At 67.9% G+C, this 13544-nt stretch carries 13 protein-coding genes; 4 read left to right on the top strand and 9 right to left on the bottom strand.

Translation table 11 applies throughout. The features are described from left to right. Positions 1-19: 19 nt before the first annotated feature. Positions 20-1507: a DUF7782 domain-containing protein gene (locus G6N67_RS23680; RefSeq protein WP_036428398.1), complete on the bottom strand. Its 1488-nt coding sequence runs from the start codon at positions 1505-1507 to the stop codon at positions 20-22. Beyond that, a complete protein-coding gene (locus G6N67_RS23675; RefSeq protein ID WP_197747929.1) occupies positions 1504-2280 on the bottom strand; it encodes an SOS response-associated peptidase in 777 nt (258 codons plus the stop codon). Before G6N67_RS23675 ends, G6N67_RS23680 begins: the two co-directional genes overlap by 4 nt. Before the next feature lie 45 nt (positions 2281-2325). Here G6N67_RS23675 and aroA point away from each other — a divergent pair, with 45 nt between their 5' ends. From aroA to G6N67_RS23660, 3 genes are all read left to right on the top strand, one after another. Beyond that, positions 2326-3633: a 3-phosphoshikimate 1-carboxyvinyltransferase gene (gene aroA / locus G6N67_RS23670; RefSeq protein WP_036434212.1), complete on the top strand. Its 1308-nt coding sequence runs from the start codon at positions 2326-2328 to the stop codon at positions 3631-3633. After that, positions 3630-4619, top strand: coding sequence for a ribosome small subunit-dependent GTPase A (rsgA, locus tag G6N67_RS23665; protein ID WP_036434215.1), 990 nt, complete (start codon positions 3630-3632; stop codon positions 4617-4619). The genes aroA and rsgA overlap by 4 nt, the downstream gene beginning before the upstream one ends. Positions 4620-4689: 70 nt before the next feature. Then, positions 4690-5496 (top strand): SDR family oxidoreductase, encoded by an 807-nt coding sequence (locus G6N67_RS23660; protein WP_036434217.1) that lies wholly within the window; start codon positions 4690-4692, stop codon positions 5494-5496. A gap of 10 nt (positions 5497-5506) precedes the next feature. On the opposite strand, the gene G6N67_RS23655 is transcribed toward G6N67_RS23660, so the two are convergent. Then, a complete protein-coding gene (locus G6N67_RS23655; protein ID WP_036428401.1) occupies positions 5507-5926 on the bottom strand; it encodes a hypothetical protein in 420 nt (139 codons plus the stop codon). 222 nt (positions 5927-6148) lie between these two features. On the opposite strand from G6N67_RS23655, the gene G6N67_RS23650 reads away from it, so the two are divergent. Further along, the gene (locus G6N67_RS23650) at positions 6149-6427 is read left to right on the top strand and encodes a hypothetical protein (protein WP_036428403.1); all 279 of its coding nucleotides are present in this window, start codon (positions 6149-6151) and stop codon (positions 6425-6427) included. Between the two features lie 8 nt (positions 6428-6435). Here G6N67_RS23650 and G6N67_RS23645 read toward each other — a convergent pair whose 3' ends face one another. The 6 genes from G6N67_RS23645 to G6N67_RS23620 all read right to left on the bottom strand — a co-directional run bounded on the left by G6N67_RS23645 (position 6436) and on the right by G6N67_RS23620 (position 13491). After that, positions 6436-7065 (bottom strand): TetR/AcrR family transcriptional regulator, encoded by a 630-nt coding sequence (locus tag G6N67_RS23645; protein ID WP_036428405.1) that lies wholly within the window; start codon positions 7063-7065, stop codon positions 6436-6438. 109 nt (positions 7066-7174) lie between these two features. Next, positions 7175-8449 carry a fatty acid desaturase family protein gene (locus G6N67_RS23640; RefSeq protein ID WP_036428407.1) on the bottom strand — a complete coding sequence of 425 codons (1275 nt, stop codon included), beginning with the start codon at positions 8447-8449 and terminating at the stop codon, positions 7175-7177. 68 nt (positions 8450-8517) lie between these two features. Beyond that, positions 8518-9666, bottom strand: coding sequence for a ferredoxin reductase (locus tag G6N67_RS23635; protein WP_036428409.1), 1149 nt, complete (start codon positions 9664-9666; stop codon positions 8518-8520). Positions 9667-9752: 86 nt separating this feature from the next. Next, positions 9753-11192: a metal-dependent hydrolase family protein gene (locus G6N67_RS23630; protein WP_235684057.1), complete on the bottom strand. Its 1440-nt coding sequence runs from the start codon at positions 11190-11192 to the stop codon at positions 9753-9755. A gap of 25 nt (positions 11193-11217) precedes the next feature. Beyond that, entirely contained in the window at positions 11218-11715 is a 498-nt protein-coding gene (locus G6N67_RS23625) for a DUF6912 family protein (RefSeq protein WP_036428411.1), read from the bottom strand. A 9-nt stretch (positions 11716-11724) separates the two neighbouring features. Then, the gene (locus G6N67_RS23620; RefSeq protein WP_036428413.1) at positions 11725-13491 is read right to left on the bottom strand and encodes a BCCT family transporter; all 1767 of its coding nucleotides are present in this window, start codon (positions 13489-13491) and stop codon (positions 11725-11727) included. Between the last annotated feature and the right edge of the window lie 53 nt (positions 13492-13544).

Here is a 13544-nt window from a genome sequence, read left to right as displayed (position 1 = left end):
AGGAATCCTCTAAAAGGGCTTATTGCGCCTGGTAGAGGATCCCGCGCCCGATGGCTTCCCGGACCTCGGGCAGTGCGGCTGCCGCCAGCGCGTCGGTGTCGACACCGTGGTGCGTCGCCAGCAGCTCGATGAGCGTCCCCAGGGGGACTTCGCCGCGGCATCCGGCGAGCAGCGCCCGCAGCACTTCGTCGACCCCGATCACCGCGCCCGGCCCGCCAGGGCGGCGCACCGCTGCACCCACCTGCTGCCATCCGTCGGGCCCTGGCAACGATTGCTCCTCCAGGAAAACCGGCGCGGTCGACAGTCGCGCCGCCAGCAGCTCGGCATCGGTGGTGTCCCGCAGGTAGGCCCGCCGCGCGAAGAAGGCGTCGACTTCGGTTCCGGTGATCGGTTCGTCGGTGATCTCTTCCAGGATCTGCTCGGGCGCCTCACCGGGGCGGGGCACGCGCAACGAGATCAGCCCCATCCCGACGCCGACGATGCCCTGCTCGGCGAACCAGTCCAGCCATTCGCCGCCCCGCCGTGCGGCAGCCTCGGGGGTCTCGCCGGCATCGGCCAGCCACAGCGATACGTAGCTCAGCGGGTCGGCCAGCTCACGCTGGACCACCCAGGCGTGCAGGCCGGTGCCTGCCAGCCATCCGCGCATCCGGTCGCGCCAATCACCTTCGCGGACAATCCAGTTGGCCATCACCTGGGCGGTGCCACCGGGATTCAGGTGGTCGCCGATCTGTTCGACGAGCTGCCGGCACAACCCATCCCCGGCCACCCCGGAGTCGCGATAGATGTAGTCGCGGGTGCCCGAGCCCACGACGAACGGCGGGTTGGACACTATGAGGTCGAAGCGTTCACCGGCCACCGGTTCGAACAGGCTGCCGTGGCGCAGCTCCCACGACATGCCGTTGAGTCGCGCGGTCGCCGCGGCGAGCGACAACGCGCGTTGGTTGGTGTCGGTCGCGACCACCTCGGCGCAGTGAGAGTCGAGGTGCAACGCCTGGATGCCGCAGCCCGTGCCGAGGTCCAGCGCGCGCTGCACGGGCGTACGGATCACGGCGCGGGCCAGTGAGATCGACGCTCCGCCGATGCCCAGCACGTGATCGCTGCGCAGCGGCGCGCTGCGCAGCGCGGCGTCCTGATCCGAGACGACGAGATGATCGCGCTCGCCGTCGCTGTGCGGACGGATGTCGAGGATCGCGCGAGCAGTGCCGGACGACACGTCGACCACGCCGTTGGCCGCGAGTGCGGCCAGGCTCACCGACGGCAGCGCGGCCTCGACGCGGTCGGCGGGCTCGTCGGTACCGAGCAGGAACAGCCGCACCAGCGTCGCCAGCCTGCGCCGATGCTCGGGTGCGCCACCGCTGGCACGCAGCGCGGGCCACCACACTCCCCTGCCCAACGCCGCGTTCGCGTCGGCACCCAACATCTCGGCCACGCCGTCGACCGAGTAGCCCGCCGACCGAAGGTCGGTGCCCAGCGCGTCGACCACGCCGGGTTCCAGAAGCTCGCTCAAAACAGTGCCGACTCGGGTTCGGCAGGCTCGATGAGTTCGGGGCCGTTGTTGCGGACACTGTTGACCAATCGCGACACCTCGCGGATCGCGATGCGGTCCAGATCGCCGTGGCCCCGCAGCAGGCCTTCGTCGATCGGGGCGTCGGGGTCGAGCCAGCGGTCCCAGTCGCGCTCGCTGATGGTCAGCGGCATGCGGTCGTGGATGTCGGCGAGCGGGCCCGCGGCATCGGTGGTGATGATCGTGCAGCTCAGCAGCGGCGTCGAGTCCTTCGGCGCGCCGGCAGGCCGCCACGTGGACCACAGGCCCGCCATGAACAACAGCTCGCCGTCGGCGCCGTACATGTAGAACGGCGTCTTGGCGACCTTCTTGGTGCCCGCGGCCGGATTGGGCTTCCACTCGTACCAGCCGTCCATCGGAATGAGGCAGCGCTTGTTCTTCGCCGAGTTCCGGAACGCCGGCGACGTGGTCACCTTGTCGGCCCTGGCGTTGATCAGCAGCGGGCCCTTGTTGTCGGGCGAACCGTCCTCGGCGGTCTTGACCCACGGTGGGACCAGGCCCCAGCGCATCGACCGCACGCGCCGTGTCGATTCGTCGTCGGGTTCGGTGTGGCGTTTGACCACGCTGCTGATGGTCGTGGTCGGCGCCACGTTGTAGTTGGGGCCCGGCGTGTCCTTGTCACCGGCATTGCCACCGGCACTCGTGCTCTCGTCGATCGCCTGGATCTTCTGCGCCAGCAGCGCCGGATCGGTCGTCACCGCGAAACGTCCACACATAGAGCCCATGCTTGCAGAAACCGCGGACAAGGCAGGATGTACTACGTGGACGAACGCGCACGCGAGGAGCAAGGACAACACTGGCCTGCCCCGTCGACGACCAGCCCTGTCGATGCGACCGTGACCGTGCCCGGCTCCAAGTCGCTGACCAACCGGGCCCTGGTTCTCGCCGCCCTGGCCACCCCGCAGGGCACCTCGACCGTCTCCGGCGCGCTGCGCAGCCGCGACACCGACCTCATGATCGAGGCGATCCGCACGCTTGGCGTGACGGTCACCGGTGACGGCACCGAGTTGACGGTCGCCGGCCGGATCGACCCGGCGCCCGGTGCGCGCGTGGATTGCGGACTGGCGGGCACCGTGCTGCGGTTCGTCCCACCGGTGGCCGCATTGGGCACCGCATCGGTGACCTTCGACGGCGACGAGCAGGCTCGCGCCCGGCCGATCACGCCGCTGCTCGCAGGTCTCGGCGGTCTGGGCGTGCACATCGACGGCTCCGGCCTCCCGTTCGTCGTTCGGGGGCGCGGCACGGTCGGCGGCGGCACGGTGGAGATCGACGCGTCGGCGTCGTCACAGTTCGTTTCCGGGCTGCTGCTGTCGGGTGCGGCGTTCACCGAGGGCCTGACCGTCGTGCACACGGGCGAGTCGGTGCCGTCGGCCCCGCACGTCGCGATGACGGTGGCCATGCTGCGCGACGCCGGAGTACAGGTCGACGACGCCACACCCAATCGCTGGCAGGTGGCGCCCGGCCCGGTGGCGGCCCGCACGTGGCACATCGAACCGGATCTGTCGAACGCCACACCGTTCCTGGCGGCAGCGCTGGTGACCGGGGGAACCGTGCGGATCGCCGGCTGGCCCAAGGACAGCATCCAGCCCGCCGACACCATCCTCGGGCTGGTGCGGGCCGTCGACGCCGTTGTCCACCAACATGATTCGCACCTCGAAGTCACGGGATCGGCGGGCTACGGAGGCTTCGAGGCCGACCTGCACGATGTCGGCGAGCTGGCGCCCACGGTGGCAGCGCTCGCGGCCCTGGCCCGCCCCGGCTCGACGTCACGCCTGCGGGGCATCGCGCATCTGCGCGGCCACGAGACCGACCGGCTCGCGGCGTTGAGCGCCGAGATCAACGGCCTCGGCGGCGATTGCGCCGAAACCGAGGACGGGCTGCTGATCACCGCGCGGCCGCTGCACGGCGGGCTGTGGCGGTCCTACGCCGATCATCGGATGGCGACCGCGGGCGCCATCGTCGGACTGCGGACGCCCGGCGTCGAGGTGGACAACATCGCCACGACCGCCAAGACACTGCCCGATTTCCCGCGGATGTGGGCGGACATGCTGGCGGGCGCCTCACGTTGAGCGCACGGGGCACTCGGGACTACGACGAGTCCGACGTCCGGATCAGACCGGGTCGGGGCACGCGTCCGCGGACCAAGACCCGCCCCGACCATGCCGACGCCCGTTCGGCGATGGTGGTCGCCGTCGACCGTGGGCGGTGGGGTTGCGCGCTGGACGGCGACCCCGCACAGCGAGTCACCGCGATGCGCGCCCGCGAACTGGGCCGCACGCCGATCGTGGTGGGTGACGACGTGGACGTGGTCGGCGATTTGTCCGGCCGACCCGACACCCTGGCCCGCATCGTGCGCCGCGGCGAACGCCGGACGGTTTTGCGCCGCACCGCCGACGACACCGACCCCACCGAACGCGTTGTGGTCGCCAACGCCGACCAGTTGCTCATCGTGGTGGCGCTGGCCGATCCGCCACCGCGCACCGGGCTTGTCGAGCGCGCGCTGATCGCCGCGTACGCCGGAGGCCTGAAACCGATTCTTTGCCTGACGAAATCGGACCTCGCCCCACCCGAACCGTTCGCCGCGCAGTTCGCCGACCTGGATCTCACCGTGGTCACCGCGGGCCGCGACGACCCGCTGGACGCGGTCGCGCCGTTGTTGACCGACCAGGTCACGGTGTTGCTGGGCCATTCGGGCGTCGGCAAGTCCACACTCGTGAACCGCCTTGTGCCGGAAGCGGATCGGGCAACGGGTGAAGTGTCGGGTGTGGGCAAGGGCAAGCACACGTCGACTCAGTCGGTCGCGCTGCCCCTCGACGGCGAGGGCTGGGTGATCGACACGCCGGGCATCCGGTCGTTCGGGCTGGCGCACATCGAACCCGACGACGTGCTCCTGGCGTTCTCCGACCTGGCCGAGACCATCGCGGACTGTCCCCGAGGCTGCGGGCACATGGGCCCGCCCGCCGACCCGGAATGTGCACTCGACACGCTGTCCGGTCCCGCGGCGGGGCGGGTCGCGGCGGCCCGGCGCCTGTTGGCGGCACTCAAGGACGCTTGATCGCGTTCCGGGTACCGGTGTGCGGTACCGAAGGCCGACCTGGCGGCACGCCGCACTAGGGTCGCTGATCGTGGCTACCTACGTTCTCACCGGCAGCGCCTCGGGACTCGGCGCGGCTACCAAGACCCGACTGGAGGCCGACGGCCATCGCGTGATCGGCGTCGACCTGAGGGATGCCGACGTGACGGTCGACCTGAGTACCGCCGACGGCCGCGCCGAGGCCGTCGCACGGGTCACCGAGATGGCCGACGGCCGGATCGACGGTTTCGTGCCGTTCGCCGGCCTGGCCGCGGCGACCGGACGCCCGGCACGGCTGCTGATCGCCGTCAACTACTTCGGTGCGATCGAGCTGCTCGAGGGGCTGCGGCCGCTGCTGGCCGCCGGGGAGAATTCCTCCGTCGTGCTGATCAGCTCTAATTCGACGACCAGTCAACCGAACTGGCCGATCGAGATGGCGGAGGCCTGCCTGGCGGGCGACGGGGAGCTCGCGAACACCATCGCCGACTCGTTCGGCGATTTCGGCGCCCTGCAGGCGTACCCGGCGACCAAGGCCGCGCTCGCGTACTACGCGCGCACCAGGTCGGCCGAGTACATCGCCGACGGCATCCGGCTCAACGCGATAGCGCCCGGACTCATCGACACCCCGATGACCCAGGAGGGCCGCAAAGACCCCCTCACGGGCGAGGCGATGGAGCAGTTCCTCAAGACCATCCCGGCCGGGCGCGGCGGCCGCCCGGAGGAGGTCGCGTCGTTGGTGGCGTACCTGCTCGGACCCGACGCGGGTTACTTCGTCGGCTCGGTCATCTTCGTCGACGGCGGTACCGACGCCGCGTTCCGCGGCAAGGACTGGCCCAGGGTGTGGCAGCTCGACAGGTGACGAGTCCGCGTCAGTGCTTGCCCTTGGCCTCGTCCGCGGCAGCCTGCTCCTGCTCCTGCGCGGCCTGATCCTTGGCCGCCTGGATCGCCGCCCGCCCCTCGGGGCTGGCAGCCGAATTGCCGGGAGTCTTGGCAGTGGCCACGCCGGCGTTGCAGTTGAGATTGAGCAGCACGGTGTCGGTGACCGGCGCGAAATCGTCGCCCTTGATCCACGGCGCCTGCTCGGAGCTCGTCACGACGCACTTGTCGTCCTCTTCGGAATCACCCGACCGGGTCGCGATGACGGCCTTCTGCCCCGCGTCGGCGATGGCCGAGGACGCGTCGGCGTACGTCTTGCCCGCGTAGTCGTCTGCCGCAGCCACACCTGTCGCAGCCATGCCCACCGGGACAGCCGCAACGGCGATCGCAGCCATACCAAGCAGCTTCCTCATCCCGCTCCTCCGATCTCGTGAGAGCTGCAGATTATGAGCGGAGGCTGTCAAGGCCCTGGGAGTCGGTGGGGTGATTACTTGGAACTGCCCCCGATTGGACTTTCGAGTCCGAGTGAATTGCCAAAATCACAGGTCAGTCGGCAACGATCACAATTGACGGCATACAAACTGGACGATAAAGTTCAATTCCGTATTTGGCGGCTCAAGACAGGACAATGCACGATGACCACAAATCACTTACCTCGCCGCCTCGCCGCGGCCGCAGGCCTGGCCGCACTGATCACCCTCGGCGGTCTCACCGCGTGCGGCACCGGCGGCGAGAAGGAGCCGAGCACTCCGACCACGACCACGACGACCACTACGACCACGACTGCGCCCAGCAGTGCGCCGACGGTGGCGCCCACCGAGAAGAGCATCAACCCGGGCGGCGGCAATCTGTTCACGCCCACCCACGTCGTGACGCCGGCACCGCCCACCGGCGGCGGCAAGGGCGGCCACTAAACCGATTGTCAGACAGTCTGATACGACTTGATGTGGTCGATCGCCATATTGAGTGAGGACTGCATGAGGCGCGGGTCGTGGGCGGTCTGCGACAGCAGATAGCCGCCCTCGACCGCAGCCAGCAACCCGGTGGCGAGCCCCTTCGCGTCGATGTCAGCGCGCAACGCGCCGCCGTCGCGGATGCGCTCCAGAGCCGCCGCCAGAAGATCCCGCCACTGCGCGAAGTGCTCGGCCAACGACACGCGGGCCTTGTCGTCGCTGTCGGACAGTTCGGCCGCGAGCGAGCCGAGCTCACATCCCCACAGGCCACGGCGCAGGGTGCACCGTTGGACCATGGCGTCTCGCCACTGTTCCAAACCGCGCAGCGTGTCGACCTTCTCCAGCCGCAGCCGCTGCCAGGACAGGATCTCGTCCGCACGCAGCGTGATGACCTCGTACACCAATTCCGACTTGTCGTCGAAGTGCTGGTAGAACTGCGACTTGCTGGCTGCGCCGGCGGCCAGCACCTCGTCGATGGTCGTTGCCGCGACGCCTTTCACATACATCAACTCGGCCGCGGCCACCACGATGCGATTGCGGGTCGCCACGCCCCGCGACGTCAACCGCGGCCGCGTCGTGGACTCCTGTTCGGACGGCACACCTCACTGTAATCCGAACAGTCCGGTCCAACTTCCGGTGGCAGTGGTTCGGTACCGACAAAACGTGGGCTTGCGCCGGATTCGGCACAAGCCCACGTTCGAGGTGAAATTATGCGGCGCGCTTGGCAACCCGCTTGGCCGCGGTGCGCTCGCGGCGCCACTCCCGCACCGACGTCATCGCGGCCTTGAGACCGCGCCGCCGCCCGGTGACGGGATCGGTGATGCCGTAACCACCCTCGAGCTGATCGAACATCCGCTCGCTGTGGGTCTCGGGCGCATCGTCGGCGGTGTCGCGCAGGAACCGGTCCGGCAGCGACAGCTTGGCGATGGTCCGCCACGCCTTGCCGTACTGCACCAGGAACGATCCCGTGGTGTAGGGCAGGTCGTACTTGTCGCACAGCGCCCGGACGCGGATCGAGATCTCGTAGAGCCGGTTGCTCGGCAGATCCGGGTACAGGTGGTGCTCGATCTGGTGGCACAGGTTGCCGCTCATGAACCGCAGCACCGGCCCGTTCTCGAAGTTCGCGCTGCCCAGCATCTGCCGCAGATACCAGTGACCGCGGCTCTCGCCGACCATGTCGGTCTTGGTGAATTTCTCTGCGCCGTCGGGGAAATGACCGCAGAAGATCACGGCGTTGGCCCACACGTTGCGAATGATGTTGGCCACCGCGTTGGCCTTGAGCGTCGACTTGTAGGTCGCTCCCGGCGAAAGCGACGTCAGCGCGGGGAACACCACGTAGTCCTTGGCGACCTGGTGGCCCGCCTTGATGCCGAACTCCTTGACCCGGATCAACGTGGCCTTGCGATCGTCGCGGCCCTTGAAGATCTTGCCGAGCTCCAGGTGCTGCAGCCCCACGCCCCATTCGAACAACGTGCACAACATGGTGTTGTAGAACAGGTTGAGCAGGTTGAACGGCTTCCACTTCTGATCACGCGTGACGCGGATGAGCCCGTAGCCCACATCGTCGTCCATGCCCAGGATGTTCGTGTACTTGTGATGCATGAAGTTGTGGGTGAAGCGCCAGTGCTTGGACGCCCCGCTCATGTCCCACTCCCACGACGAGGAGTGGATCTCGGGATCGTTCATCCAATCCCACTGGCCGTGCATGACGTTGTGGCCGATCTCCATGTTCTCGATGATCTTGGCCACGCCCAAAGTCACGGTGCCCGCCCACCAGGCAGAGCGGCGCGAGCTGGCCGCCAACATCAGCCGGCCGGACACCTCAAGGGCGCGCTGGGCGGCGATGGTGCGGCGGATGTAGCGCGCATCGCGCTCCCCGCGGGAGTCTTCGATGTCCTGACGGATCGCATCGAGCTCGATGCCCAGGTTCTCGATATCGGCATCGGTCAGATGCGCGAACGCGGGAACGTCGGTGATAGCCATCGTCAGCCTCCTCTCGTCTACCTACGGTAGCGTAACCTACGAATGCGTAGGTTACCAGTCAGTAAAACCTAAACGTCCAGTACACAGTCGCCGGAAGCAGCCGAGACGCACGTCTGAATCCGGGTTCCCGGGTCGTGTTCGACGCCCGTGCGCAAGTCACGCACGTGCCCGTCGACCAGACCCACGACGCAGGATTGGCAGATGCCCATCCGGCAGCCGAACGGCATCCGGATTCCGACCTGCTCCCCTGCATCCATCAACGGCGTGGCGCCATCGACCTCGATCTCCTTGCCGCTGCGCTCGAAGGTCACAGTGCCGCCAGCACCATGTGGCGCGGCGCGCGACACCGCGAACCGCTCCAGGTGCAGATTGTCCGGGATTCCCGCGCCTGCCCACACCTTTTCGGCGTCGTTGAGCATGCCTTCGGGCCCGCACGCCCAGGTCTGGCGGTCCCGCCAGTCTGCGACCACGTCGGCCAGCCGGGACAGGTCGAGCCGGCCCTGGGTCCGTGTGGTGCGCAACTGTAGCCGGTAGCCCGGATGGGACTTCTCCAGCCCCGCCAGTTCCTCGGCGAACAGCATGTCGGATTCCGTTGGCGCCGAGTGCAAGTGGACGATATCGGTGATCTGATCGCGACGCACCAGGGTACGCAGCATCGAGATCACCGGGGTGATGCCAGAGCCCGCAGTCAAGAACATCACCGAGGCGGGCGCCGGGTCGGGCATGACGAAATTGCCCTGCGGAGCGGCCAACCGCACGATGGTGCCCGGCGCCAGCCCGTTGACCAGATGCGAGGACAGGAAGCCCTCTGGCATGGCCTTGACCGTGATGGTGATGGTGCGCGGGCCGCCCGCAGAGCCCTTCTCGGCGGGCGAGGTCAGCGAGTACGACCGCCAGCGCCAGCGCCCCTCGAGCAGGACACCGATGCCGACGTACTGGCCGGGTTCGTAGTCGAACGAGAAACCCCAGCCCGGCTTGATCACCAGCGTGGCGGAATCCTCGGTCTCCTGCCGGACCTCCAGCACGCGGCCGCGCAGCTCGCGGGCCGACCACAGCGGGTTGGCCAGCTTCAGGTAGTCGTCGGGCAGCAGCGGTGTGGTGATCCGTCCCGCGATGGTCCGGAGCGCATGCCAACCCGGTCGCTGCTTGGCGCCTGCGACTGTGGGTCGGACGGTGTCGGCCACATTGGCCGAGACCTTGATGTAGTTCTTGGCCACGGGAACCTACGGTACCGTAACCTACGGTGCCGTAGCTAGTCCACGGTCCTGATCAACGGTACTGACTTGAGCTTACGGAGGCAGGGCTACGCCGGCAGGGTGTTCTTGTACACCTTTCCGTCCTTCATGATGATCTTGAAGTTGCGGCCCGGGTCGGCGATCAGCTGCAGATTGCTCAGCGGATCCCCGTCCACCAGCAGCAGGTCGGCCAGCGCGCCCTGCTCCACCACCCCGAGCTTCCCGGGGTACGGGCTGCGCTTGCCCGACATCGCCAGCAGTTCGCCGTTGGTGGCGGTCGCCATCGTCAACGTCTCGGCGGGCGAGAACCACCTGCCGAGCCCCGCCAGCAGCGCCCCCTGCTTGGGCGCGAGTTGCGGCGAGAACAGGATGTCGGTGCCGAACGCCGTCTTGAGCTTGTACTTGCGGGCCAACTGATAGACGTTCGCGACACCGTCGACGATTTCCTTGGCCTTGGCGGCCTCATCGGAGCCCGGCGGGAACGCGCCGATCATCTCGGCCGGGATGGGCTGAGTACTCAGCCAGATGTTGTTGTCCGCCATCTCTTTTGCCGTCGCCTCGTCCATCAGGTGCGCGTGCTCGACGCACATCACACCGGCACGGATCGCCTGCTGGATGGTCTGCGGCGTGTACGCGTGCACCGTCACATACGTGCCCCAGTTTGCGGCGGCCTCGGTGGCCGCCCGCAGCTCGGGTTCGGTGAACGTCGTGACGTCGAGCGGGCTGTGCGGCGACGACACCCCGCCGCCCGCGGTCAGTTTGATCTGCGACGCGCCCTGAAACAACTGCTCGCGCGTGCGCATCCGCACCTCGTCTGGGCTGTCGGCGACCATTGCGGCACCGAGTTCCTCCTGATGCGACAGGTTCCCACCGGGATTGCGCGGCAGGTCCGCGGGTGTCCGGAAATCTCCGTGCCCGCTCGTGACCGTGATGATGGCGCCCGACGGGAAGATGCGCGGGCCGTCGATGACGCCCTCGTCGATGGCGCGCTTGAGGCCGAAACTCGGACCGCCGAGATCGCGGACCGTGGTGAAGCCACGCATCAACGTGTCGGTGGCCTCGGCGCCCGCCAACAGGTTCAGGTATCCGGGATCCAAGGTCGTCAGCTGGGTCACCGGCGGGCGCACGAGCATGGTGTGCCAGTGGTTGTCGATGAGCCCGGGCATCAACGTGCGGCCGCCCCCGTCGATGACCGTGGCGCCGGGCTCGGGCGGCAGTGGCTCGGTCGAGATCTTGTCGATGCGGTTGCCCTTCACCAGGACATTCGACGGCGCCGAGAGGGTGGCGCTGCGGCCGTCGAAGATCCGCACGTTGCGGAACTCCACCGGCGCGGGCGCCGGATCGCCATCGGCCGCGGCGTTGTCGCCGCCCGGGCCGGGGGTCCGCGCCGACGGGCTCGATCCGGCCGGTGGTGGCGCACTCGTCGCTCCGGGTCTGTCGCCGCCGGGCGAACATCCGACGCCGGCGAGCATCAGTGAGAGGGCCGCGATGATGTGCAGATTCCGCAACGGAATCCCCTTGTCTCGTAGCGGGTCAGAGCAGCTCGAGCAGGAACGGCAGCTCTTGCGGCGCGTACCACGCCAGGTCGTGATCTTGCGCGTCCCCGACGGTGAGCTCGGCATCCTCGTCGCCCAGATCCGCTTCGTCGACGACGTCGACCGCGGCCAGCACAGCCGGCTCGGCATCGGCGTTGTCGACGTAGACGGCGACCACCGCATCGATGGGCACCGGGCCGGACAGCCGCACCACGGCGTCGTCCAGGTCCGGGCGCGCGGTGACACCGTCCGCATCGGCCACCACCACGGCCCGCCGCGGCTGCAGCTCGGACGGCCCGCCCGTCGCGATCAGGCGCAGCGATGCCAGCGCGGCATCGCGCAACGCGACCTCGGCGAGCTCGTCGTCGTCGCCGTGGGAGTAAGCCTCCCGCAGCGTCGGGGTGACCGCAAAGGCCGTCCCGTTCACCACCCGCAACGACCGGTCGTCGACGAGTTGCTGCAGGGCGGCCAGGGTCGTCGGGATGTACACACGCACCCCGCGAGATTAGCCGTCCGTGGTTTTGTCGGCGCCTGGATCCTTCTCGACCGCGATCACGAAATCGTCACCGTGCTGCGTCACGCCCGCGACCACCGCGTCGTTGACGGCTTCGACCGCGTAGCGCCGCCGCACCACCAGCGGGTCACTGCGCAGATCGCGCACCAACGCGACCGCGAGCCCGATCATGACCACCACGAACGGCAGCGCGGCGATGATCGTGATGGTCTGCAGGCCGTTGAGCGCGTCGGCGCCGCCCACCAGCAACATGACCGCCGCGACCGCACCGGTCGCGACACCCCAGAAGATGACCGTCGGCCGCGTCGGCTTGATGGTGCCCCGCTCGGACAGCGAGCCCATCACGATCGACGCGGCGTCGGCACCCGACACGAAGAAGATTGCCACCAGCAGCATCACCAGGATGCTTGCCACCGTCGCGAGCGGATACTGGTCGAGCAGGCTGAACAGCTGCTGTTCGACGCTGCCCTCCCCGGCCAGGTCCACACCGTTCTGCTGCTCGTGGATGGCCGCGCCGCCGAAGACGCAGAACCAGATCAGCGACACCACACTCGGCACCAACAGCACACCCGCGACGAACTGCCGGATGGTGCGCCCCCGTGAGATGCGGGCGATGAACATGCCGACGAACGGGGTCCAGGAGATCCACCACGCCCAGTAGAAGATGGTCCAGGTCTGCAGCCACGCGTTGACATCCGGCCCTTCGGCCCCGGTGCGGGCCGACATCATCGCCAGATCTTGCACGTAACTGCCGATGGACGTGGGCACCAGGTTGAACATGAAAACGGTCGGCCCGACCACGAAGATGAAAAACGCAAGGGTGACGGCCAGGACCATGTTGATGTTGGACAGCCACTGGATGCCGCGGGCGACACCCGACACCGCCGACAGCACGAACGCGACGGTGAGAACCGAGATGATCACGATCAGGATGGCGTTTCCGGTCTCCCCGACGCCTGCCACGATGTGCAGACCACTGCGGATCTGCAACGCACCCAGGCCGAGTGAGGCCGCCGACCCGAACAGCGTGGCGAAGATCGCCAGCATGTCGATGACCTTGCCCCACGGCCCGTTGGCGCGCTCCCCCAGCAGCGGCTCGAACGCCGCGCTGATCAGCTGCAGCCTGCCCTTGCGGTAGACCCCGTAGGCGATGGCCAGGCCGACGACGGCGTAGATGCCCCACGGATGCAGGGTCCAGTGGAACATCGTGGTGGCCATCGCGGTCTGCGCCGCGTCAGGATTTCCTGCCGGTCCGGTTCCCGGCGGCGGGGTGGCGAAATGCGACAGCGGTTCGGAGACCCCGAAGAACATCAGGCCGATACCCATACCGGCACTGAACATCATCGCGATCCACGACACGGTGCGGAATTCCGGTTCCTCGTCGTCGCGGCCCAGCGGGATGTTGCCGTAGCGGCTCATCGCAAGCCACACCACGAACACCACGAATCCCGATGCCGTCAGGACGAACAGCCAACCCGTCTTGTCCATCACCCACGCCAGTGCGCTGGTCGATGCCGATGCGAGCGAATCGGTGCTGACGAATCCCCACACCAGGAATCCGAACGCGATCAGGGCCGTGACCCCGAAAACCACCCAGTCGAGCCCCTCTGAGCGGGTGTAGGCCTTGTGCTCGACCGGTACGTCGAGCACGGGGTGGTGCGGCACCACTTCACCGGTCGGCGACTTGAGTGCTTTTTCTGTTTTCTTGGCTTCTTGCGTGTTCTTGGCGGATCTACTTTTTCGTATCTCAGCGGTCATGGTGAATTCATCAGACCGCGAGTCGGGCCTCAGGTCAAATAGGCGTGACGTTT

It is taken from the genome of Mycolicibacterium mageritense, assembly GCF_010727475.1.
Classification (GTDB): domain Bacteria; phylum Actinomycetota; class Actinomycetes; order Mycobacteriales; family Mycobacteriaceae; genus Mycobacterium; species Mycobacterium mageritense.
This window is presented reverse-complemented; position numbering and strand designations above follow the sequence as displayed.

Coding starts and splice junctions, on each gene's coding strand:
- G6N67_RS23675 (WP_197747929.1), bottom strand. CDS start 2,280: ATGTGTGGACGTTTCGCGGTGACGACCGATCCGGCGCTGCTGGCGCAG.
- G6N67_RS23655 (WP_036428401.1), bottom strand. CDS start 5,926: ATGAGGAAGCTGCTTGGTATGGCTGCGATCGCCGTTGCGGCTGTCCCG.
- G6N67_RS23650 (WP_036428403.1), top strand. CDS start 6,149: ATGACCACAAATCACTTACCTCGCCGCCTCGCCGCGGCCGCAGGCCTG.
- G6N67_RS23640 (WP_036428407.1), bottom strand. CDS start 8,449: ATGGCTATCACCGACGTTCCCGCGTTCGCGCATCTGACCGATGCCGAT.
- G6N67_RS23620 (WP_036428413.1), bottom strand. CDS start 13,491: ATGACCGCTGAGATACGAAAAAGTAGATCCGCCAAGAACACGCAAGAA.